The sequence below is a fragment of the Streptomyces sp. NPDC052496 genome (assembly GCF_040679095.1).
Classification (GTDB): domain Bacteria; phylum Actinomycetota; class Actinomycetes; order Streptomycetales; family Streptomycetaceae; genus Streptomyces.
The window spans coordinates 215,838-238,783 of sequence record NZ_JBFAUH010000003.1; the positions used below are offsets into that span (position 1 = coordinate 215,838).

A 22,946-nucleotide genomic window follows, 5' to 3' on the forward strand; every position below is an offset into this window, starting at 1 on the left:
GCTCGCGGCGGGTAGCGGATAGGTGGCTCCATTGAAGCCCGCCGGGCTTCGAAAGTAAACGTCGAACAGACGCGAAGCCGGGCACGGACACCGCAGGTGCGGCCCGCTGTGCCGGCGCTCGGGACTCCGTCACTTCCCTGCCGCAAAAAGGGAGTTCAGCGCATCATCGCGGCTGACCGAAGTGTGCGTAGGCCTGGACGTCCAAGGTGTGGAGGGGACGTACCGCCCGTCGGTCCGCCCGAGACGAAGGCGTTCACGCGCGAGATCCGCCTGTCGGCAAGATGAGGGCGGGCCGCCGCAGCCATCACAAGCCGCGACCCCCGCCGCGAGGTCGCGGATCAAGCCCTTCGAGCGCCCCACGAAGGGCGCTCGAAGGGGTCAGCCGTTGACCTTGATCTCCGAGATGCCGCCCCGGTACCCGTCTCCCGAGCCGTCGCTGGGCAGCTCGGTGATGTGGATCAGGACGTAACGCGTCTTGACCGGCTTGTCGACCTTCACGGACAGCGAGGAGCCGGCCTTCTCCAGCTTCGAGAGGCGCTGCGGGAAGGCGCTGAGCGTGGTCGGGTTCGAGGTGGCGGGGTCGGCGGCGAGCACCTCTGCCGTCTGCCCCGCCCGGTACATGCTGGCCTGCACCTCGGAGACGTCCTGGACGCTTCCGAGGTCGACGACGAGACCACTGCCGTCCGCACGGCTCGGCAGGTTGCCGAAGTTGGCCCAGCCCCTGAACTGATAGGTGACCCACGCGGTACCCGGGTCACCGTCCACGGCGTGCGAGGCCGGGTCACGGGAGCCGGCGACGGGCGAACTGGACAGCGGCGAGAACTCCGTGGCGCTGTCGATCTTGATCGGCTTCGGAACGGGCTTCTTCTGCTTACCGCTTTCGGGCTGGGTGTTCTCCTGGGTGTCCGGACCCTCGTTCTGCAGAAGGGTGTCCGCCAGCTGCCAGCTGCCGAGCCCCAGGGCGGCGATGAGCAGGCCGGACACGCACCACTTCAGGGCCCGGCCGGTGCGGCTCTGCAGCGGAGGCGGCGGGGCGGGCACGGCCGCGGCCCGCGCGGGCGCGCCGCCGTTGCGGGACGGAGGCTGCCCGTACGAGCCCTGCTGGAAGCCGGTGCGCTGGTAGGGCGGCGGGGAAGTGAAGGACGTCTCCGGAGGACGGATGCGCGGTATGGCTGTGACGGCCTTCGCCAGTTCCTCCGGGGTGGTGCAGGCCGGCTCCTGGCGGGAGGCGGTCGCCCCGTCGTTGACCAGCGCGCGCATGGCGAGCTCGGACAGGCCGCGGTGCACTCCGGCCCGTACCTGGTCCGGCGGGATCATGCCGATGTCCTTGGGCAGCCCCGACAGGCCGTACGCGTCGCTCTCGTACGGCCAGCGCTGGGTGAGGGCGGCGTACAGGAGCGCGCCGATCGCCTCGGTGTCCGTGCGCTGCGGGTGCTCGCTGGTGATGCCGCGCAGCGCGGCCATCACGGCCAGGCCGCGGATGCGGTACTGCCCGGACTCGGTCCGCAGCACGGAACTCGGGTTGAGCCTGAGATGGGACAGGCCTTCCCGGTGGGCGGCGGCCATGGCCTGGGAGACCTGGCTGACGAGCTGGTACGCGTCGTGCGGTTCGAGCGGGCCGTTGGCGAGGACGGCGGTCAGTTCCGTGGCGTCCGGCAGCCACTCGTGCACGACGTAGACGAGGTCGTTCTCCTCGACGGCGTCGAGGACCTGCACGAAGCGGGGGTCGCCGAGCAGCGCGGCGGAGCGCGCGGCGGACAGCACGGGGCGGGCCCGCGGGTGGTCCGCGGGCAGGATGTGTACGCCGACAGCACGGCGCAGTTTCTCGTCGACCGCACGCCAGCTGCTGAATCCGTCCAGACGGGTGACGCACTCCTCCAGGCGGTAGCGTCTGGCGAGCTTGTGGCCGCTGTGCAGTTCGGGCGGCTTGGTGTCGGCCACCGCGGCAGGCTGATCGCCGGTGCGTGCGGTGTCCTGGTCCGTGCCGGTTACGCTCTCGGCCTCCGCACCGTCGTTCGTGGCCTGTCCCGCCTGGGCGGTCAGCGGTTTGTCACCGCTCGTGTCGGCCACGTCGACGGCAGCCGTGCTCCGTTCCGCCACCGTCGTTCCTGCCTCCCCATCCGTTGCAGGCTCTACGAGCCAAGACAATTGTGCCCACAGACCGCCACTATGCACGACACACGGTCGCGGCCGATGGTTGTGCCCGCTCAGCGTCCGAGCTTGGCACGCACCATGCCGACCATGGCGTTCATCTCCTCGACCCGCATCCGCTTCGCGGCGAGGAAGAAGACGGCGATCAGTGTGACACCACCACCGACCAAGGCGGCCAGCGAACCGATGACGCCGCTGCCGAGCGCGAGGGTGATTCCGTATGCGGCCGCGCCGCCGACCAGGGCGGCGGGTACGCAGGCACCGGCGAGCCGGGCGTACGTACGAATGACGTGCGGTCCGTCCAGGTCGCCGCCCAGCCGTGTGCGCAGGCGCCGCCAGGCCACACCGACGCCGACGGCGTATCCCAGGCCATAGGAAGCCGCGAGGCCGACCACGACCCAGCGGGCCGGCAGGAGGAGGAAGCACAGCCCGGAGACTGCCGCGTTGACGGCGGCGACGATCACCGTGTTGAAGAACGGCGTGCGGGTGTCCTCGTAGGCGTAGAAACCCCGCAGGATGACGTACTGCGCGGAGTACGGGATCAGGCCCAGTCCGAACGCCATGATCACGTAACCGATGTTGGTGGCGCCGGCGCCGGCGCTGGAGAACATCAGCGTCGCCATCGGCACACCGAGCGCCACGAACGCGAAGGCGCACGGCACGATGGCCACCGCCGAGGTCCGCAGCCCGTAGGAGATGTCGTCGCGGACGGCGGTGACGTCCCCGTCGTGGGCGGCCCGGGAGATGCGGGGCAGGACGGCGGTCATGACCGAGACGGTGATGATGGCCTGCGGCATCTGCCAGAGCTGCAACGCGTAGTTGTAGGCGGTGATACCGGTGCCGGAGTGGCCTTCGCTCTCGGCCACCGAGCCGGCCCAGGTGGCGATCTGGGTCACCACGATCAGGCCGAGCTGGTTGGCGAGGACGAAGAAGAAGGTCCACTTGGCGAGCCGGGCGGCCTTGCCGAGCCCGTGACCACGCCAGTCGAAGCGGGGACGGAGCCGGAAGCCGGCGTCCCGGAGGTAGGGGAACATCGCGAGCGCCTGCACGGTCAGCCCGAGCAGCGTGCCGATGCCCAGCAGCCGGATCGCGTCGGCGGAGACGTTGCCCGCGCTCACGCCGCTCTGCGAGAAGCTGCCGAAGACCCAGATGAACGCGCCGAACGTGGCGATCACGATGATGTTGTTGAGGACCGGGGTCCACATCATCGCGCCGAACCGGCCGCGGGCGTTGAGGATCTGGCCGAGCACGACATGCACGCCCATGAAGAACATGGTCGGCAGGCAGTACCGCGCGAAGGCGACCGCGACGTCCATCTGCTCGGGGTCGGAGGCGATCTTCGGCGACATCATGCTGATGAAGACCGGGGCCGCCAGCACACAGACCGTGGTGACACCGGCCATCAGCACGGTGACCAGGGTCAGGAGGCGGTTGGCGTACGCCTCGCCGCCGTCCTCGTCATTCTTCATGGCCCGCACGAGCTGCGGGATGAACACGGCGTTCAGGGCACCGCCACCGACGAGGATGTAGATCATCGTCGGCAGGGTGTTGGCGACCTGGTACGAGTCGTTGAGGGTACCGACGCCGATCGCCGCGGCGATGACGAGGTTGCGGACGAAGCCCAGGATCCGCGAGACCAGCGTGCCCGCGGCCATGACGGCGCTGGACTTCAGCAGGCTCGACGCGCGACCGCCGGAGCGTTTGGCGGGCGCGGCGGGTTCCGGCGCGGGCGCCGGCGGCTGCTCCGGTACGGCGGCGGTCTGCGCGACCGGATCCGGCTGCGGCGCCATCGGCTGCTGCGGCTCGTACGGGCGCTGCGGCTCGTACGACCGTGACGCTTCGTGCGGGCGCTGCGTTTCGTGCGGTTTCTGTGCCTCGTACGGGCGCTGCGGCTCGTACGGCTGCTGCTGGTCGCGGTACAGGTGCGCGAAGGCGTCCTGCTCCGGGCGTTCGTCGGCGGCCTGCGTGATGAGGTCGTCCACGCCCACGAACTGCGTCGTCGCGGCGTCGTCGCCGTACGGGAGGTGCCGGGTCGGGCCCTGGGGCTCGGGGGGCGGCGGCGGAGCCCAGACCTGGGGGTCCGGAGTGTGCTGCGGGGCGGGCGGCTGCTGGTAGAGCGGGTTCGGGGCTTGACCGGGGGGTGGCGGGGGGTGGGCCGACCGGTCGTAGAAGACGTCGTTCACCGGATCCTGGGTCGTGGGGTCCTGCGACCGGTACGGGTCGTTGGCGTACGCGTCCTGCATGTATGGGTCATGGGGCGGCTGCCCCTGAGGTGTCGGCGGTCCCTGACCCGCGGGGGTGCCGTGCGCACCCCTGCCGCGGTCACCGTCGTACGGCGCATTCATCGCTGCCCCACCTCATCCGTCGCCGGCCATCCGGCCCCGCCATCTATCAACGGTCCACTTTCTCACCTGAGCCGGACGGGTCCGTGCTTCCCGAACCGGTGTCCGGCTCCGGGTCACCCGCCTGCACCGGCTTGTCACCGTTCGTTCCGCCGTCACCGCTGCCGTCGCCGGTCCCGTCGGGCTCGTCGGCACCCTCGCCGCCGTCGGTCCCCTCCTCGTCGTGCCGGCCGGCCCGCTTGCGCTGGAGGTAGATCCGTACGCCGGCCAGGACGAGCAGCAGCACACCGCCCGCGATGACCAGCATGATCGTCGAGGTGATCTCGGTGACGTTGACCTGGAAGGTCATCGGCCGGCCGTACGGCTTGCCCTCGGAGGTGTAGAGCTGCGCCGTCACCTGCACCGGACCGTTGGCGTTCGCCGTCGTGTCGAACTTGAACGACTGGCTGTGGCCGCCGTCGACCGTGATCTCCTGCGGCTCACCCGTGTCGAGGCGGTTGGGCTGCGAGGACGTGAGTTCCAGCGTCAGGTCCTTCACGCCCTGGACCAGGTTGTTCTGCACCGTCACCGGAATGGTCGCGCTGCGCCCGGAGAGCGTGGCGTCCGACTTCTGGATCAGCTGCACGTTCTTCGTCAGGCCGTCGAGGTAGGTGCGCACGGAGTCGCGGAAGGCCGCGGCACCCGTCTCGTCCCCCCGCCACTCGGTCGACATCTCCCGCATGATGGCGCTGCCGAACGGCGTCACCACCCGGCTGGGCTGGGACAGCACGGGCTCGAAGTCGTCCAGCGTGGTCTGGGTCGCCTGAATCTCCTCGAAGGCCGCGGTCGGCAGTTCCTGCTTGCGCAGCGCGGCCGGGTACGCGGAGCTGCTGGGCACGTCGCGGCTGGCGTTCGGGTCGGGCGCGGCCTTGGCGGCACCCGCCAGGTTCAGCGGTTCGGCCCAGCGTCCGGGCACCAGGTTCTTCACGCCGGCGGCCATCGCCTGGGCCTGGCTGACCGAGGGGGTGCGCTGCGGGGCGACGACGAGGTTGCGCTGCCGCTCGGGCTCCTGGCCGTTGACCATCAGGCTCTGGGCGAGGAACTCCTGGACGGCGAGGGTGGCGTTCTCGGCTTTGGACAGGTCGCCCTCGAAGGCGGTGGACAGCCGCGCGTCCGAGACGATCGCGGTGTTTCCGCTGCCGATGGGGCGCACCGCCGTCGGGCTGTAGGAGAGGTCGTTCTCCTGGAAGCTGTCACTGCGGGCGATGATGTTGTGAGCGCCGCCGGAGGTGGCCACGTCGACGATCGAGGAGTCGACGGCTCCCTCGGCGGGCCAGGCGAAGTCGGTACGGGGCTTGACGCCCAGGATCGTCTCCACGGTCGTGGCCGCCAGCGTCGTGGCGGGGCCGAGGTGACCGAGGGCGCTGGGCACCTCCTTGCCGCGGTGGGCGAGGGAGGCCAGGTCGGGGTCGCCGAAGGGGAGGGCGACGACCTCGTGGGTCTTGACGGCCTCCTCCACCTGGCCCAGCCACTGCTTGGCGACCGCCTGGTTCTTGCCGGCCGTGGGCCCGTTCGGCCCTTCGACCTTGTAGGTCTTGGTCATCGCGTCGACGGAGGCGAGCACGTCGGGGTCGATGACGAAGGTGACGGGGAGGTCCTTGCCGAGCGCCACGAGCTGCTGGAGCCGTCCGCCGGGGGCGATCTCCGCGGCCAGGTTGTCGTTGCGGAAGACGGGCGTCTGTTCCGCGTCCGCGTCGGTCTCCGCGGTGAGGTGCGTCGAGGAGATCAGCGGCCACAGGTACGTGAGCTGGGTCTTCTTCGCCACGTCGGAGGTCTGCCAGGGCAGGAACGTCCGCTGGACGCCGAGCACCTGCTCGTACGAGGAGCCGTCGGCCCGGCCGGACAGGGAGACACCGAGCTGGTAGACCCCGTCTCCACCCAGGTCGAGGTCCTTGACCGGCACGTGGAGGGTGAAGGTGCGACTGACGCCCGGGGCCAGCTTGTCGATCTTCTGTGTGCGGTTCTGGATCTCCTCGCCGTCCGCGCCGGGCGCGAAGCCGGTGCGCTTGGCGGCCGTGTCGATGGCGCTGCGGCTGGTGAGGGCCTGGCCCCGCCGCAGGCCCACGTGCGCGTCGGTGATGGCGGAGTCGCTGCGGTTGGTGAGCGTGCCGGAGACGGTGAGGGTGTCGTCCTTCTTCGGCACGGTGGGGGTGAGCGCGTCGATGGAGACGTCGACGGTGTGCGGGCCGGCGGCGCGGGCTTCGGGGGCGGCCGGGAACTGCAGCGCCGCCGCCAGCAACGGCACTCCGGCGATCAGTGCCGCGGCCCGGCGCAACCACCGACCGCGCGGCCGTTCACTCCCCTGGAACCCTGCCGCCTCGGCCACGCGTTCGCCCGTCCCTCGTCGTCGTCAGTGGTCGTCGGAATGTGCGTCCACGCATGGTAACGAGACCCGCTGTGCTGAAGTGCTGGGGACTGCTCCACAAGATCGCCCGTCGGCCCGCCGGGCACGGGCCGTGTCCTGATTCCGTACGGATGCCCGGCGGGGCGGGCGACAGGAGGCTTCGCCGGACGCGGACACGTACCCTGTTCTGTTGTGCCGAACGCCAACAATGACTTCCTCGCCCCGCAGTCCGAGCGGACCTCGCAGTCGACGAACGCGCTGAGCCAGGTGCAGCGCCGTGCCGTCAGCGAACTGTTGCGGGTGTCCCCCGTCGCGGACGACCTGGCCCGCCGCTTCCAGGAGGCCGGGTTCACGCTTGCCCTGGTCGGCGGGTCGGTGCGGGACGCGCTGCTCGGCCGGCTCGGCAACGACCTGGACTTCACCACCGATGCCCGCCCCGAGGACGTGCTGCGGATCGTGCGGCCGTGGGCGGACGCGCTGTGGGAGGTCGGTATCGCCTTCGGCACGGTCGGGTGCAAGAAGGACTCGTTCGACATCGAGATCACCACGTACCGCTCCGAGGCGTACGACCGGACCTCGCGCAAGCCCAAGGTGTCCTACGGCGACTCCATCGAGCAGGACCTGGTGCGCCGGGACTTCACGGTGAACGCCATGGCGGTGGCGCTGCCGCAGAAGGAGTTCATCGATCCGCACAACGGCCTGGAGGACCTGGCGGAGCGCGTCCTGCGGACGCCGGGGACGCCGGAGGAGTCGTTCTCCGACGACCCGCTGCGGATGATGCGGGCTGCCCGGTTCGCGGCCCAGCTGGACTTCGAGGTGGCCGATGACGTCGTCTCGGCCATGAAGGCCATGGCGGAGCGCATCGACATCGTCTCCGCCGAGCGGGTGCGGGACGAACTGAACAAGCTGCTGCTGGGCGCACACCCGCGCAAGGGGCTCAGGCTGCTGGTCGGCACGGGGATCGCCGACCGGGTGCTGCCGGAGCTGCCGGCCCTGCGGCTGGAAAGTGACGAACATCACCGTCACAAGGACGTCTACGAGCACTCCCTGACGGTGCTGGAGCAGGCCATCGACCTCGAAGAGGACGGCCCGGACCTGGTGCTGCGGCTGGCGGCGCTGCTGCACGACATCGGCAAGCCGAAGACGCGGCGCTTCGAGAGTGACGGCCGGGTCTCCTTCCACCATCACGAAGTCGTGGGCGCGAAGATGACCAAGAAGCGGATGACCGCGCTGAAGTACTCCAACGACATGACCAAGGATGTCTCGCGGCTGGTGGAGCTGCACCTGCGCTTCCACGGTTACGGGACGGGCGAGTGGACCGACTCCGCGGTCCGCCGGTACGTGCGGGACGCCGGTCCGCAGCTGGAGCGCCTGCACAAGCTGACGCGTTCGGACTGCACCACCCGCAACAAGCGCAAGGCCAACGCGCTCTCCCGTGCCTACGACGGGCTGGAGGAGCGGATCGCGCGGCTGCAGGAGCAGGAAGAGCTGGACTCGATCCGGCCGGATCTGGACGGCAACGACATCATGCAGGTTCTCGGGGTCGGCCCCGGCCCGGCGGTCGGCAAGGCGTACAAGCACCTGCTCGAACTGCGGCTGGAGAACGGTCCGATGGAGCGGGACCAGGCTGTCGAGGCTCTTCGTGAGTGGTGGGCCGCGCAGAGCTGAGTCTGTCGTTTCACGTGAAACACGGCAGCGGGGAGCCGTCGTGTTTCACGTGAAACCAGCCCTGCCCTACTTCTTCATGTCCTCAAGGCAGAGCAGAATCTTGTGGCGGCCCCTGCGTCCGGTGGCTTCCGTGTAGGCGTTGTACTTCGTCAGGTCGCACAGCTTCGCGTCGGTGGTGTTCTCGTGCACCTCGGCGACCTTGTAGGCAGCAGCGGAGGCGGTGCAGTCCACCTTCTCCAGGTCCGGCCGGATGGTCGTGCCGTTGTTCTTCATGCAGTCACCGACGGCTGCCTTGTTGGCGTCCGTGCTGAAGAAGGCGTTGAAGGCCGCGAGCCCTCCGAGCACCAGGGCCATGACGACGAGGGTCATGACGACACGAGTGACCTTCCGGCCCACCGTGTCCGGTCGCTGCGGACTGGGCGGCTGGGGCGCCGGCCCCTGATGAGGTGGCACACCGTAAGGCTGCTGCGGGGGAGCCGCCTGCGGCCAAGGGGCCCCTTGCTGCTGTGGCGCCTGCGGCGGATACGCATAGCCGCCTTGAGGCTGGCCGTACGGCGCCTGGGGAGCCTGCGGAGGCTGCCCGTAAGGATTCGGTCCCTGCTGTGGCTGCCCGTACGGTGCGCTCGGCGCCTGCGGGTACGGATTCTGACCGTAGGGATGCTGTCCGTACGGGTTCTGGCCCGGAGGCGGCGGCATGGTCACGAAGGTCCCCCTGATGAATGTGCGTCATGTGAACGTGCGAAGCACGTAACGTATCGGGTCGCGAGGTGCCTCTGGAGCCGACGGGGTGCCGGAAGGCCGGTGCTCTAGCTCCGCAAAAAGCGCACCAGCGACGCGGCGGTCGCCGCGTGGAGCAACGCGACGCCGATGATGAGCGGGCTCGACCGGCCATCCGGGGGCAGCATCAGCGCTGCCACGGCAGCGGCACCCACGTAAGCGACGTTGAAGAGCATGTCGTAGACGGCGAAGACGCGGCCGCGGAAGGCGTCGTCCACGGAGGACTGCACCACCGTGTCCGTGGAGATCTTGGCAGCCTGCGTGCTGAGGCCGAGGACGAAGGCGGCCACCAGCATCGGGCCGTACGCGAAGGACAGTCCCAGGGGCGGTGTCAGTACGGCCGACAGCCCCGCACAGCACGCCATCCAGACCAGGGGACCGAACCGGGCCACGACCGGCGGCGTGACCACCGCGGCGGTGAAGAAGCCGGCCCCCGACACGCCGACGGCGATGCCGAGGAGCGCCAGCCCGTGCGATTCGCTGTCGGACCAGGCGTACCGGCACAGCATCAGCACCGTCACCGTCAGCGCTCCGTAGCAGAAGCGCAACGCGGTCATCGCTGTCAGCGCGGCCGCGGCGGTCCGGCGCTCCGCAAGGTGGCGCAAGCCGTCGACCAGGCCACGCGCGGTGCTGGACAAGGCAGCGCCCAGGCGTGACTGGAGCTGCGAAGGCTCCGGGCCGAGCAGTCCGGGGGCCATCCGCAGCGAGACGCCGGCAGCACAGAGGTAGAGAGCCGCTGCCAGCACCACGACGACCGAGTTCGACTCGATGCCCGCGAGCCGGGCGGCAAAGGCGAGGCCGCCGCCCGCGGTGGTCGCGAGGGTGCCGGCGGTCGGGGACAGGGAGTTGGCCATCACCAGCTGCTCCGTGCCGTCGACCACACGGGGCAGGGCGGCCGAGAGCCCGGCCAGCACGAAGCGGTTGACGGCCATGACGGAGAGGGCCGACGCGTAGAAGAGCCAGTCCGGGACCTGCACGGTGATCAGAGCCGCGGTGCCGGCGGCGAGTGCGGTGCGCAGCAGGTTGCCGTACAGCAGCACCTGCCGGCGCCGCCAGCGGTCGAGGAGGACGCCGGCGAAGGGGCCGAGGAGCGAGTACGGGAGCAGCAGCACCGCCATGGCGGAGGCGATGGCCGCGGGTGATGCCTGTTTCTCGGGGGAGAAGACGACGTACGTGGCGAGCGCGACCTGATAGACGCCGTCGGCGGCCTGGGAGAGCAGCCGTACGGCCAGCAGGGAGCGGAAGTCGCGGAGTCGGAGCAGTACGCGGAGGTCACGCACGACGGGCATGGGGCCCAGCCTCACACAGCTCACAGGCCCCCGGACGGAATTTCCGGGGGCCTGTGAGCACGGGGGAGGACGCGGTGCTTAGCGCTCGACCTCGCCCTTGATGAACTTCTCGACGTTCGCGTGCGCCTCGTCGTCGAAGTACTGCACCGGCGGCGACTTCATGAAGTACGAGGACGCGGAGAGCACCGGACCGCCGATGCCGCGGTCCTTGGCGATCTTCGCGGCGCGCAGGGCGTCGATGATGACACCCGCGGAGTTCGGGGAGTCCCAGACCTCCAGCTTGTACTCCAGGTTCAGCGGGACGTCACCGAAGGCACGGCCCTCCAGGCGCACGTAGGCCCACTTGCGGTCGTCCAGCCAGGCGACGTAGTCCGACGGGCCGATGTGGACGTTGTCCTCGCCCAGCTCACGGTCGCGGATCTGCGAGGTGACGGCCTGGGTCTTGGAGATCTTCTTGGACTCCAGGCGATCCCGCTCCAGCATGTTCTTGAAGTCCATGTTGCCGCCGACGTTCAGCTGCATCGTGCGGTCCAGGACGACGCCCCGGTCCTCGAAGAGCTTGGCCATCACGCGGTGCGTGATCGTGGCGCCGACCTGGGACTTGATGTCGTCACCGACGATCGGCACGCCCGCCTCGGTGAACTTGTCCGCCCACTCCTTGGTGCCGGCGATGAAGACCGGGAGGGCGTTGACGAAGGCGACCTTGGCGTCGATGGCGCACTGGGCGTAGAACTTCGCGGCGTCCTCGGAGCCGACGGGCAGGTAGCACACCAGGACGTCGACCTGCTGGTCCTTGAGGACCTGGACGATGTCCACCGGCGTCTCGTCGGACTCCTCGATGGTCTGGCGGTAGTACTTGCCCAGGCCGTCGAGGGTGTGACCGCGCTGGACGGTCACACCGGAGTTCGGCACGTCGCAGATCTTGATGGTGTTGTTCTCGCTGGCGCCGATGGCGTCCGCCAGATCGAGGCCGACCTTCTTGGCGTCGACGTCGAAAGCGGCCACGAACTCGATGTCCCGCACGTGGTAGTCACCGAACTGCACGTGCATGAGGCCGGGCACGCGGGTGTCCGGGTCTGCGTCCTTGTAGTACTCGACGCCTTGCACCAGCGAGGCGGCGCAGTTGCCCACGCCGGCGATGGCTACGCGAACCGAACCCATTCCGGTTGCTCCCTGTGATCTCGACAAGGCCCCGCGAGCGCGGGACCTCATGTGGTGGTGTCATCGGACGGATCCGGCCGGGAACCACCCCGACGCCGGGGCAGGCCGCCCGCATCTCCTGACGTGTCCTTCTGGTCCCGCTCCGCGGGGTCCACGGCGCGCCGGTCGTGACCGGCGCGCTCGCTCTCGATCAGCTCGTTGAGCCAGCGGACCTCGCGTTCCACGGACTCCATTCCGTGCCGCTGCAGTTCGAGGGTGTAGTCGTCCAGCCGTTCGCGCGAACGTGCCAGGGAGGTGCGCATCTTTTCGAGGCGTTCCTCCAGCCGGCTGCGGCGGCCTTCCAGGACCCGCATCCGTACGTCGCGCGAGGTCTGCCCGAAGAAGGCGAAGCGGACGCCGAAGTGTTCGTCCTCCCACGCGTCCGGGCCGGAGTGGGCGAGCAGCTCCTCGAAGTGGCTCTTCCCCGCCGCCGTGAGGCGGTAGACGATCTTCGCCCGGCGGCCGGTGAGGGACGCGGGCGCGGGTTCCGCGGAACCGCCCGTCTCCTCGGTCAGCCAGCCGTTGGCGACCAGTGCCTTCAGGCAGGGGTAGAGCGTGCCGTAGCTGAACGCACGGAAGACCCCCAACGAGGTGTTGAGTCGTTTGCGCAGCTCATAGCCGTGCATGGGGGACTCGCGGAGCAGTCCGAGGACGGCGAACTCAAGGATGCCGGACCGCCTGCTCATGCCCGCCTCCTTGATGTCGTGCGTTCTTTATGCCGAGCTGATGTATCGATCCGATACATCCAGACGATAGATCGGGCCCACGGAAGGAACAAGAGGAGGGACGGTGAACGCCATCACATCACCGTTTCGTTCTACCCAACCTGACTGATTTGGAGTGAATTTCAACAGTGGGCAGGTTTTGGCCGTGCGTAGTCTGTGCGCCATGCAAACTGCCGGGAACCGTGGGGCGGAACATGGCGTCCCCGTCCCCGGTGTAGTGCGTCCCCATGAGCCATATGGGTGCCGTACGTCGGGGGGACCTGAAGCCAACTGCCGCCTTCAGGCGACGAGATAGATAGCGCGCCTGCCCGAGGAGTATTCGTTCCATGAGCGAGCACCGTCGCAAACCGCCCCAGCCGCAGGGCGGCGGACGTGCTGCGGCCCGACGAGCCGCACAGCAATCATCGGGGCGCCGTGCCGCGCCCACCCGCGGCTCCGCACCTGCCCCCGGATCCGATACCGGAGCGTACGGGCAGGACAGGCCCGGCGGTGGCAGAGCCGAGGCCCGCCGCGCCGCACAGCGCGGCGGCCGACGACGATCTTCCGACACCACGGCGGCGATGGCCTCGGGCAGTGGCCATGGTGGCCGCGGCGGTGGCCGCCGCGGCGGTGGCGGTGGTGGCGACGAAGGCGGTCGCGGGCGGGGCCGGGGAGCGGGCAGGCCCGGCAAGAAGCGGTTCATCGACTACCCGCGGGCCGGAAAGATCGGCTGGCGCCGGTTCGTGCCTTCGTGGAAGCAGGTCCTCAGTACCTGCATCGGCCTTCTGGCGCTGCTCGTCGGTGCGTCCGGTCTCGCGCTCGCCTACGTGGACATCCCGGACCCGCAGAAGGCGTCACTGCTGCAGAAGAACGTCTATTACTGGGCCAACGGCAAGCCGATGGTCGTCGCCGGCGGTGGTGAGCTCAACCGCCAGATCGTCCCGATCACCTCCATCCCCTCGACCATGCAGGACGCGGTGATCTCGGCCGAGAACGCCTCGTTCTACAAGGACTCGGGTGTCGACCCGATGGGCATCGCGCGTGCGGTCTTCAACATGGCCAGAGGCGGTGAGACCCAGAGCGGTTCCACCATCACCCAGCAGTACGTGAAGAACACGTACCTCGACCAGTCGCAGACCCTCAAGCGCAAGCTCACCGAGCTGTTCATCTCGGTGAAGGTGGGCATCAAGGAGAAGAAGCCCGACATCCTGGCCGGCTACCTGAACACCGCGTACTACGGGCGCGGCGCGTACGGCATCCAGGCCGCGTCCCGGGCGTACTACGGCAAGGACTGCGACAAGCTCACTCCGAGCGAGAGCGCCTTCATGGCCGCGCTGCTCAACGGCCCCAATCTCTACGACCCGTACATCACGACGGAGACCAAGGGCGCGAACCTCAAGCGCGCCGAGTTCCGCTGGAAGTGGACGCTGGACCGTGAGGTCGAGGTCGGGCGGATGCAGAAGGCGGACCGGGACAAGATCAAGGAATTCCCGATGCCCAAGGAGCCCAAGAAGGCCATGGACCTCCGTGGCCAGAAGGGTTACCTGGTCGACCTGGCCAACAACTACATCACGGCCAACACCAAGATCACGGATGCCATGCTCAAGAAGGGTGGCTACGAGATCCACACGACCTTCGACGAGAAGAAGGTCAACGAGCTCGCGGCGTCCGTGGAAAAGGTCACCAAGGAGCACATCAAGCCGGACAAGCGGGACGTGGACAAGTACGTCCAGTTCGGCGGCGCCTCGGTTGAACCGGGCACTGGCAAGATCGTCGCCATCTACGGCGGCAAGGACGCGACCCAGCACTACACGAACAACGCGGACTACACCGGCGTCCAGGTCGGTTCGACCTTCAAGCCGTTCGTGCTGGCGGCTGCGATGAGTGACGGCGTACGGGACCGGCACAACCCCGAACGGCGCACCCGCGTGTCGCCGAACAGCATCTACAACGGCGACAACAAGCTCAAGCTGCTCAACTACGACGGGTCCGTCTGGCACGACAAGGACGGCAAGGAGTGGCACCAGGCGAACGACGGCAACGAGGACAAGGGCAAGGTCACTCTCCGCACCGCCATGCAGTTCTCGGTGAACACCCCCTACATCCAGCTCGGCATGGACGTCGGCCGTGACAAAGTGAAGGAAGCGGCCATCGCCGCGGGCCTCCGCGACGACCAGAGCATGGCGAAGACCACCCCGGCCTTCTCGCTGGGCACCTCGGCACCGAGCGCCATCCGGCTGGCGGGCGCGTACGCCACCTTCGCCGCCAGCGGTCAGCAGGACGACCCGTACTCGGTCGAGTCCGTCGAGAAGGACGGCCAGACCAAGTACGAGCACACCAAGAAGCCCAAGACGGGCTTCAGCGCGGCGGTCGCGGACAACGTGACCGACGTACTGAAGACCGTGGTGGAGAAGGGCACCGGTACCGCGGCGAAGCTGCCCGACGGGCGTGAGGCGGCCGGCAAGACCGGTACCACCGACGACAACAAGTCGGCGTGGTTCGCCGGCTACACCAAGCAGCTGGCCACCACGATCGGCATGTGGCGGGTGGACGACCAGGCCAAACGGCAGCAGTTCTTGAAGATGTACGGCGTCGGTGGCGAGAAGAAGGTCCACGGTGCGTCGTTCCCGGCCCGCATCTGGGCGGACTACATGGCGCAGGTCATGAAGGGCAAGAAGCTCGAACGGTTCCCGCAGCCCGGACCGATCGGCCAGACGGTCTACGGCGAGGGCATGAGCCCGTCCCCGAAGCCCACCCCGTCCGCACCCCCGCCCAGCTCTCCGACCCCGACCCCGTCCAAGAGCGCACCGACCACCCCGCCCGCCAGCCCCAAGCCGACCCACACCTGCGCGGACTGGGACCTGAACTGCCGGAACAACGGTGGAGCGACCGGCGGTGGGGACATCGGCGGACGCCCCGGCGGCGGAGACTCCGGCGGCGCCACCTCCTCGCCGGACCCGAGTACCGGCGGGCCCGGAGGCGACGAAGGTGGCATCTTCGGCGACCCCGGCGGAGGCGGAGGGGCGGGTGGACGCCGCTACTGACCGGTGACTGTTTCACGTGAAACGTGACGGAGAAGCCCCCGGACCCGTGAAAACGGGCCGGGGGCTTCTCCGCGTTCGGCCCAGGGCCGTACGGCAGGATGGGCGCATGACGAGCGTGCGACAGGACGAGCCGGTACGGCCGACGCGACGGGACGAGGTGGCGGCGGCCGGCAGCGAGCTGATCGGCGGCCCTGCCGGGCGGCGCGCGCTGTTCGGCACGGGCTGGTGGAGTCCGGTACGTGTCATCGCGCTGGTCGTGATCGGGATGTTCGCGCTCGGCATGGTGCAGAAGCTGCCGTGCTACGAAAGCGGCTGGTTCTTCGGCGCCACCAGCCAGTACACCCACGCCTGCTACTCCGACATCCCCCACCTGTACGCGGGCCGCGGCTTCGCCGACGGCCTGATCCCGTACTTCGACAAACTGCCCGGCGACATGGAGTACCTCGAATACCCGGTGCTGACCGGCGTGTTCATGGAGGTCGCTTCCTGGCTGACGCCGCACGGCGGCTCCATCCAGGAACGTGAGCAGATCTACTGGCTGGTCAACGCCGGCATGCTGATGGCCTGCGCGGCCGTCCTCGCCGTATGCGTGGCACGCACCCACCGCCGGCGCCCCTGGGACGGCCTCCTGGTCGCCCTCTCCCCCGCCCTCGCGCTCACCGCGACGATCAACTGGGACCTCCTGGCCGTCGCACTGACCGCCGTCGGCATGCTGATGTGGTCGCGCAGCCGGGCCCTCGCGGCAGGCATCTTCATCGGGCTCGCGACGGCCGCGAAGCTGTATCCGGTGCTGCTGCTCGGCCCGTTGCTCGTACTGTGCTGGCGGGCCGGTCAGTGGCGCGCCTACGGCAAGGCCGTGGCCGGAACCGTGGCCGCGTGGCTGGTGGTCAACGTACCGGTGATGATCACGCACGACGCGTCCGGATTCCACATCCGGGAGGGCTGGGCGAAGTTCTACACCTTCAGCCAGGAGCGGCCCATCGACTTCGGTTCGCTCTGGCTGCTCATCTCCCAGCGCACCGGCAACCCGCTGGAGGACGCCAACACCTACGCGACGCTGCTGATGATCGTGGGATGCGGCGCGCTGGCGCTGCTCACCTTCTACGCGCCGCGCCGGCCGCGGTTCGCGCAGCTCGCCTTCCTGGTCGTCGCGCTGTTCATCCTCACCAACAAGGTCTACTCGCCGCAGTACGTCCTGTGGCTGATCCCGCTCGCCGCGCTGGCACGGCCCCGCTGGCGTGACTTCCTGGTGTGGCAGGCGTGCGAGGTCATGTACTTCCTCGGCATCTGGCTGTACCTGGCCTACACGGGCAACGGTGACAAGCACCAGGGGCTGCCGCTGGAGGGCTACCAGCTGGCCATAGTGCTGCACCTGCTGGGGACGCTGTACCTGTGTGCCGTGGTGGTGCGCGACGTGTTGCTGCCGGAGCGGGACGTCGTACGCAGGGACGGCGACGACGACCCGTCGGGCGGCGTGCTGAACCACGCACCGGACGTCTTCGTGCTCGGCCGTGCGCACCATCTGTCACGGCACGCCATGCAGTTCGAGGGGGCGCCGCAGGTGCGCTGGGGCGCGGCCCGGGACTGACGGCTCCAGGAGCGCGACAGCACGGAAAGGGCCCGGGGCCGCAGATCAGGTCTGCGGCCCCGGGCCCTTCGCTGTGGGAGCGAGCGTGGCTCAGCGGTCCACGAGGCGGTCGTACTGCGTCGTGGTGTGCCGCAGGTGTGCCACCAGTTCCTCGCCGACCTGGGGCTCCGGGGCGTCTCCCGGTACGAAGAGGATGGAGACCTGCATGTGCGGGGGCTCCGCGAACCAGCGCTGCTTGCCGGCCCACACGTACGGCGAGAGGTTGCGGTTGACGGTCGCCAGACCCGCGCGGGCCACGCCCTTGGCGCGGGGCATCACGCCGTGCAGCGCCTTGGGCGACTCCAGGCCCACCCCGTGCGACGTGCCGCCGGCCACCACGACCAGGTAGCCGTCCGAGGCGGCCTTCTGCTGGCGGTAGCCGAAGCGGTCGCCCTTGCCGACCCGGGTGACGTCCAGGACCGAGCCGCGGTACTCGGTGGCCTCGTGGTCGCCGAGCCACAGGCGCGTACCGATCCGCGCGCGAAAGCGCGTCTGCGGGAACTGCTGCTGGAGACGGTGCAGCTCGTCGGCCTTGAGGTGGCTGACGAACATCGTGTGCAGCGGCAGGCGGTTGGCCCGCAGCCGGTCCATCCAGCCGATGACCTCCTCCACCGCGTCGGAGCCGTCGGTGCGGTCCAGCGGCAGGTGGAGGGCGAAGCCCTCCAGCCGTACGTCCTCTATGGCCGCGGCCAGCTTGGGCAGGTCCTCGGGCAGCACGCCGTGACGCTTCATGCTGCTCATGACCTCGATGACCACCCGGGCGCCCACCAAGCCGCCCACGCCCTCGACCGAGGAGACCGAGCGGATGGCGCGGTCCGGCAGCGGAACCGGTTCCTCACCGTGCCGGAAGGGGGTCAGCACGAGCAGGTCACCGCTGAAGTAGTCCTTCATGCGGGCCGCTTCGTACGTCGTCCCTACGGCCAGGAGGTCGGCACCGAGCAGGGCCGTCTCCTCGGCGAGGCGCTCGTGGCCGAAGCCGTAACCGTTGCCTTTGCAGACCGGGACGAGCCCGGGGAACTGCTGCAGAACGCTCTGCTGGTGTGCCCGCCAGCGCGCGGTGTCGACGTAGAGGGTGAGCGCCATGGCCGGGCCCGGAACCTTTCTCGTGGCTGCGATGCGGTCGAACAGGGGGTGTGACGGTCAGCGACGCGACATGTAGATGTCGAGCGCCTTGTGCAGGAGCTTGTTGAGCGGGAAGTCCCACTCGCCCAGGTACTCGGCTGCCTGCCCGCCCGTGCCCACCTTGAACTGGATGAGGCCGAAGAGGTGGTCGTTCTCGTCGAGCGAGTCGCTGATGCCGCGCAGGTCGTAGACGGTGGCGCCCAGTGCGTAGGCGTCGCGCAGCATCCGCCACTGCATGGCGTTGGACGGCCGGAACTCCCGGCCGATGTTGTCCGAGGCACCGTAGGAGTACCAGACGTGGCCGCCGACCACCAGCATCGTCGCCGCGGAGAGGTTCACGCCGTTGTGCCGGGCGAAGTACAGCCGCATGCGGTTGGGGTCCTCGGTGTTGAGGGCTGCCCACATCCGCTGGAAGTAGCTGAGCGGCCGCGGCCGGAAGTGGTCGCGCACCGCGGTGATCTCGTACAGGCGCTGCCACTCGGCGAGGTCCTCGTAGCGGCCCTGGACGACCTCGACGCCGGCCTTCTCGGCCTTCTTGATGTTGCGGCGCCACAGCTGGTTGAAGCCCTTGTGGACATCCTCCAGCGAGCGGTTCTCCAGCGGCACCTGGAAGACGTACCGGGGCTGCACGTCACCGAAGCCGGCCCCGCCGTCCTCGCCCTGCTGCCAGCCCATCCGGCGCAGCTTGTCGGACACCTCGAAGGCGCGCGGCTCGATGTGGGTGGGCTCGACGTCCCGCAGCCGCTTGACGTCCGGGTCCTGGATCCCGGACTTGATCGCGGCGGAGTCCCAGCGCCGGATGATCACGGGCGGGCCCATCTTCACCGAGAAGGCGCCCTGCTGCTTCAGGTGCGCCAGCATCGGCTTGAGCCAGTCCTCCAGGTTCGGTGCGAACCAGTTGATGACCGGCCCCTCGGGCAGGTACGCGAGGTACCGCTTGATCTTGGGCAGCTGGCGGTAGAGGACCAGGCCCACGCCGACCAGCTGACCGGTCTTGTCGAACCAGCCCAGGTTCTCCGCGCGCCATTCGGACTTCACATCGGCCCAGGCAGGCACCTGCATGTGGCTCGCCGAAGGCAGGCTCTGGATGTATGCCAGATGCTGCTCTCGGCTGATGGTCCTCAGGGTCAGGCTCATGCGGGGCGCTCCTCGGCAGGTTTGTCCCCAGGGTCGGGGCTCCGGCTCTCGCGCCGAAGCCTACTGCGACAAAGGAGCGCCCCGTTTGGGTGAAGGGGGGTGGAGCCCCCGCCGCCCTGGCTAGCCGAGCAGCCCGCCGAAGAGGCCACCGTGCGCCATGCCGAGGAAGAAGCCGACCGCCGCGGCTCCGAGGCCGATGATCAGCAGGAAGCGCTCGCCGGTGGTCGCGGAGATGAACTGTCCCCATGCGCCGGTGCCGATGCCGATCAGTCCCGTCCAGGAACTCAGCAGGTGAAGGTGGTGGAAGTGGGCGGTGATGAAGGCGATCGCGCCGAACACCAGCGTCACGGCGACGAGGGTGTTCTCGACGGGATGAGCCTTGCCGTCGCTGTTCAGAAGGGAGAGAAGGCCGTGCTGCGGCCGGACTGCTTGTGCCATGCGGCACCTCCGATGACAGGGCGGCGAACTGTAACGCCGCTCACACCCGTTGTGTTCCAGATTGGGGGGATCAGCGGCCGGATTTCAACCGGAAGCCCGGAGGCGGGTACTCTGTACAGTCTGCGCCCACGTCTGCCCAGGTCTCCTGGCCGGGCCGGGCGCGGAACGCATCACGACCCTCCTGCCACGGAACGACCGTGGCCGCTGAGTCCAAAGGAGGTGGGTTCTACATGCGTCACTACGAGGTGATGGTCATCCTCGACCCCGATCTCGAGGAGCGCGCTGTCTCCCCGCTGATCGAGAACTTCCTCTCCGTCGTCCGTGAGGGCAACGGAAAGGTCGAGAAGGTCGACACCTGGGGCCGTCGTCGTCTCTCGTACGAGATCAACAAGAAGCCCGAGGGCATCTACTCGGTCATCGACCTGCAGGCCGAGCCTGCGGTCGTCAAGGAACTCGACCGTCAGATGAACCTGAACGAGTCGGTCCTCCGGACCAAGGTCCTCCGTCCCGAGACCCACTGAACGCATCAGCGTCAGCGGTAACCGGGTTCGAGTAGCAACACCAGCAGCCAGCAGCACACCCGCCGAGAGGTTCCCCTAATGGCAGGCGAGACCGTCATCACGGTCGTCGGCAATCTTGTCGACGACCCCGAGCTGCGCTTCACCCCGTCCGGTGCGGCGGTCGCGAAGTTCCGCGTCGCGTCCACCCCCCGCACCTTCGACCGCCAGACCAATGAGTGGAAGGACGGCGAGAGCCTGTTCCTGACCTGCTCGGTGTGGCGTCAGGCGGCGGAGAACGTCGCCGAGTCCCTCACGCGGGGCACCCGCGTGATCGTGCAGGGCCGCCTGAAGCAGCGGTCGTACGAGGACCGGGAGGGCGTCAAGCGCACGGTCTACGAGCTCGACGTCGACGAGGTCGGCGCCAGCTTGCGCAATGCCACGGCCAAGGTCACCAAGACCTCGGGCCGCGGTGGCCAGGGCGGCGGCTTCGGCGGCGGCCCGCAGGGCGGTGGCCAGGGTGGCGGCGGCTGGGGCGGCGGCCCCGGCGGCGGCCAGCAGGGCGGCGGCGGTGCTCCCGCCGACGACCCGTGGGCGACCGGTGCCCCTGCAGGCGGCGGCCAGCAGGGTGGCGGCGGTGGCTGGGGCGGCGGCTCCGGCGGCGGCTACTCGGACGAGCCGCCCTTCTAGGCCCGATGTCCGGCACGTACGCACGCTGTTTCACGTGAAACAGCGTGAAACGGCCGGGGGCCTGAGGGCGTCAGCACAAACTTCTTGAACTCACTGGAGAGAGACAATGGCGAAGCCGCCTGCTCGCAAGCCTAAGAAGAAGGTTTGCGTGTTCTGCAAGGAGAAGATCTCCTACGTCGACTACAAGGACACGAACCTGCTGCGGAAGTTCATCTCCGACCGCGGCAAGATCCGTGCCCGCCGGGTGACCGGCAACTGCACCCAGCACCAGCGTGACGTCGCCACGGCCGTGAAGAACAGCCGTGAGATGGCGCTGCTGCCCTACACCTCCACTGCGCGATAAGGGAAGGGTGACCGACACATGAAGATCATCCTCACCCACGAGGTCTCCGGCCTCGGCACCGCCGGCGACGTCGTCGACGTCCGCGACGGTTACGCCCGTAACTACCTGGTCCCGCGTGGTTTCGCGATCCGCTGGACCAAGGGTGGCGAGAAGGACGTCGAGCAGATCCGTCGCGGTCGCAAGATCCGCGAGATCGCCTCGGTCGAGCAGGCCAACGAGATCAAGGGCCAGCTCGAGGGCGTCAAGGTGAAGCTGGCCGTCCGTGCCGGCGACGCCGGCCGCCTGTTCGGCTCCGTCACGCCGGCCGACGTCGCCTCGGCGATCAAGGCCGCGGGCGGCCCCGACGTGGACAAGCGCCGCGTCGAGCTCGGCTCGCCGATCAAGACCCTGGGCGCGCACCAGGTGTCCGTGCGCCTGCACAGCGACGTTGTCGCGAAGCTGGGCGTCGAGGTCGTCGCCGCCTGATAGCAGCGACACCGCAGCACGCGGAAGGGCCGCGCTCCGGAAACGGGGTGCGGCCCTTTTCGTGTGTCCGGGGAGCGGCGACGCAGCGAGCTTGTGCGCTGGAAGGCCACCCAGCATCAGCCGGAGAAGGCAGCCGCCCAGGCGTTCGGCTCCCGCCTTCCGATCAGCTCTCGTCCTCGTCCTGGGCCCGCTTGTAGAGGTCGGCGACCGCGTCACCGAAGTACGCGGCGTACGAGACGTCGTCCTCGTCGCCACCGCCCTGGTGCCCGCCCAGGACGCCGATCACGGTCCCGGTGTGGCTCTTGGGGTCGTAATCGGCGAGCCAGGGGCTGCCGCTGGTACCGCCCGCGAAGTCGGTGCACTGGACGCGCATCTGGGTGTCACTGAACCGCGTGGCGCGGTTGTGGCAGGAGATCGGCGTCTCGCTGCTGGTGGGGTAGCCGGTGATCTTGACTTCATTGTCGAAGCCCGGGTCGATGCCGAGGGTGTTGCCGCCCAGCACGTCCTGGATCTGCTTGCCGTCCTTGCTGCCCAGAACGAGGAAGGCGACGTCCATGTCCTCGTCCTGGGACTTGGCCCAGCGCTCGTCGACGACGACCTTCTCGACCTTCCACAGGCCGGTCGGCTCCTTGCCGTCGCGGTAGTCCGGCGCGAAGACGAGGTCGTTGACGGCCTCACCGGTCTCGGCGTCGAAAGCGCAGTGGGCCGCGGTGATCAGCATGTTCCGGCCGGGGCTCTGCACGACGCTGGCGGTGCAGAAATGGTCGCCGGAATCGTCCTTCTCGAAGATCGCGCCCACCCGGGCGTTCTGCTCGGTGCTGCGCGGGGTGTACGCGCTGCCGTCGTCGGCCGGCCCTGTGGCGGACGGGTCCTGATCCTGGGGGTCCTGACCGGACTCACCCGACTTGCCGTAGCTGCTTCTGAGGGTGGCGTTGCTGCGGCTGCTGGTGTCGGCTTCCTGGGAGGAATAGCCCACTATGACGCCTGCCCCGATGACGGTCAGCGTCAGGGGCAGGACGATCTTCCTGGCAAGCGGGCGCACACGTCATTATCAACACGGGGCCCCCGT

Annotated in this window: 18 protein-coding genes; 7 read left to right on the forward strand and 11 right to left on the reverse strand. The window is 68.9% G+C overall.

The window, feature by feature from the left end; all coding sequences use genetic code 11:
• Positions 1 to 378: 378 nt before the first annotated feature.
• The 3 genes from AB0L45_RS06390 to AB0L45_RS06400 all read right to left on the reverse strand — a co-directional run bounded on the left by AB0L45_RS06390 (position 379) and on the right by AB0L45_RS06400 (position 6,858).
• Positions 379 to 2,100: a protein kinase family protein gene (locus tag AB0L45_RS06390; protein WP_365836721.1), complete on the reverse strand. Its 1,722-nt coding sequence runs from the start codon at positions 2,098 to 2,100 to the stop codon at positions 379 to 381.
• Positions 2,101 to 2,207: 107 nt separating this feature from the next.
• Positions 2,208 to 4,496: a murein biosynthesis integral membrane protein MurJ gene (murJ, locus tag AB0L45_RS06395; protein WP_365836723.1), complete on the reverse strand. Its 2,289-nt coding sequence runs from the start codon at positions 4,494 to 4,496 to the stop codon at positions 2,208 to 2,210.
• A 46-nt stretch (positions 4,497 to 4,542) separates the two neighbouring features.
• Complete coding sequence (locus AB0L45_RS06400) at positions 4,543 to 6,858, reverse strand: DUF6049 family protein (RefSeq protein WP_365836725.1); 2,316 nt, start codon at positions 6,856 to 6,858, stop codon at positions 4,543 to 4,545.
• 210 nt (positions 6,859 to 7,068) lie between these two features.
• Here AB0L45_RS06400 and AB0L45_RS06405 point away from each other — a divergent pair, with 210 nt between their 5' ends.
• Complete coding sequence (locus AB0L45_RS06405; RefSeq protein ID WP_365836727.1) at positions 7,069 to 8,544, forward strand: CCA tRNA nucleotidyltransferase; 1,476 nt, start codon at positions 7,069 to 7,071, stop codon at positions 8,542 to 8,544.
• 66 nt (positions 8,545 to 8,610) lie between these two features.
• On the opposite strand, the gene AB0L45_RS06410 is transcribed toward AB0L45_RS06405, so the two are convergent.
• The 4 genes from AB0L45_RS06410 to AB0L45_RS06425 all read right to left on the reverse strand — a co-directional run bounded on the left by AB0L45_RS06410 (position 8,611) and on the right by AB0L45_RS06425 (position 12,496).
• Positions 8,611 to 8,913: a hypothetical protein gene (locus AB0L45_RS06410; protein ID WP_365836729.1), complete on the reverse strand. Its 303-nt coding sequence runs from the start codon at positions 8,911 to 8,913 to the stop codon at positions 8,611 to 8,613.
• A gap of 437 nt (positions 8,914 to 9,350) precedes the next feature.
• Complete coding sequence (locus AB0L45_RS06415) at positions 9,351 to 10,610, reverse strand: MFS transporter (RefSeq protein ID WP_365836731.1); 1,260 nt, start codon at positions 10,608 to 10,610, stop codon at positions 9,351 to 9,353.
• Positions 10,611 to 10,688: 78 nt separating this feature from the next.
• A complete protein-coding gene (locus AB0L45_RS06420; RefSeq protein WP_031007752.1) occupies positions 10,689 to 11,771 on the reverse strand; it encodes an inositol-3-phosphate synthase in 1,083 nt (360 codons plus the stop codon).
• A 47-nt stretch (positions 11,772 to 11,818) separates the two neighbouring features.
• Positions 11,819 to 12,496: a PadR family transcriptional regulator gene (locus tag AB0L45_RS06425; RefSeq protein ID WP_365836733.1), complete on the reverse strand. Its 678-nt coding sequence runs from the start codon at positions 12,494 to 12,496 to the stop codon at positions 11,819 to 11,821.
• 365 nt (positions 12,497 to 12,861) lie between these two features.
• Between AB0L45_RS06425 and AB0L45_RS06430 the strand changes: the two genes are divergently transcribed.
• Both AB0L45_RS06430 and AB0L45_RS06435 read left to right on the forward strand, forming a co-directional pair.
• On the forward strand, positions 12,862 to 15,558 hold the full coding sequence (locus AB0L45_RS06430) for a transglycosylase domain-containing protein (protein ID WP_365836735.1): 2,697 nt from the start codon (positions 12,862 to 12,864) through the stop codon (positions 15,556 to 15,558).
• Between the two features lie 106 nt (positions 15,559 to 15,664).
• Complete coding sequence (locus tag AB0L45_RS06435; RefSeq protein WP_365836737.1) at positions 15,665 to 17,146, forward strand: glycosyltransferase 87 family protein; 1,482 nt, start codon at positions 15,665 to 15,667, stop codon at positions 17,144 to 17,146.
• Between the two features lie 90 nt (positions 17,147 to 17,236).
• Here the strand turns inward: AB0L45_RS06435 and AB0L45_RS06440 are convergent, their stop codons facing one another.
• From AB0L45_RS06440 to AB0L45_RS06450, 3 genes are all read right to left on the reverse strand, one after another.
• The gene (locus AB0L45_RS06440) at positions 17,237 to 18,268 is read right to left on the reverse strand and encodes an alanine racemase (RefSeq protein WP_365836739.1); all 1,032 of its coding nucleotides are present in this window, start codon (positions 18,266 to 18,268) and stop codon (positions 17,237 to 17,239) included.
• A gap of 57 nt (positions 18,269 to 18,325) precedes the next feature.
• Positions 18,326 to 19,444: a peptidoglycan bridge formation glycyltransferase FemA/FemB family protein gene (locus AB0L45_RS06445; protein ID WP_365836741.1), complete on the reverse strand. Its 1,119-nt coding sequence runs from the start codon at positions 19,442 to 19,444 to the stop codon at positions 18,326 to 18,328.
• A gap of 120 nt (positions 19,445 to 19,564) precedes the next feature.
• Positions 19,565 to 19,882 (reverse strand): hypothetical protein, encoded by a 318-nt coding sequence (locus AB0L45_RS06450; RefSeq protein WP_365836743.1) that lies wholly within the window; start codon positions 19,880 to 19,882, stop codon positions 19,565 to 19,567.
• Between the two features lie 230 nt (positions 19,883 to 20,112).
• Here AB0L45_RS06450 and rpsF point away from each other — a divergent pair, with 230 nt between their 5' ends.
• The 4 genes from rpsF (at position 20,113) to rplI (ending at position 21,877) form a co-directional block, all read left to right on the forward strand.
• The gene (gene rpsF / locus AB0L45_RS06455) at positions 20,113 to 20,403 is read left to right on the forward strand and encodes a 30S ribosomal protein S6 (RefSeq protein WP_003978891.1); all 291 of its coding nucleotides are present in this window, start codon (positions 20,113 to 20,115) and stop codon (positions 20,401 to 20,403) included.
• Positions 20,404 to 20,481: 78 nt separating this feature from the next.
• Positions 20,482 to 21,069 (forward strand): single-stranded DNA-binding protein, encoded by a 588-nt coding sequence (locus AB0L45_RS06460; protein WP_361153065.1) that lies wholly within the window; start codon positions 20,482 to 20,484, stop codon positions 21,067 to 21,069.
• A gap of 106 nt (positions 21,070 to 21,175) precedes the next feature.
• Entirely contained in the window at positions 21,176 to 21,412 is a 237-nt protein-coding gene (gene rpsR, locus AB0L45_RS06465) for a 30S ribosomal protein S18 (protein WP_003978893.1), read from the forward strand.
• 18 nt (positions 21,413 to 21,430) lie between these two features.
• Entirely contained in the window at positions 21,431 to 21,877 is a 447-nt protein-coding gene (gene rplI / locus AB0L45_RS06470) for a 50S ribosomal protein L9 (RefSeq protein WP_030017088.1), read from the forward strand.
• A gap of 163 nt (positions 21,878 to 22,040) precedes the next feature.
• Here the strand turns inward: rplI and AB0L45_RS06475 are convergent, their stop codons facing one another.
• Positions 22,041 to 22,919: a trypsin-like serine protease gene (locus tag AB0L45_RS06475; protein WP_365836747.1), complete on the reverse strand. Its 879-nt coding sequence runs from the start codon at positions 22,917 to 22,919 to the stop codon at positions 22,041 to 22,043.
• Positions 22,920 to 22,946: the final 27 nt, after the last annotated feature.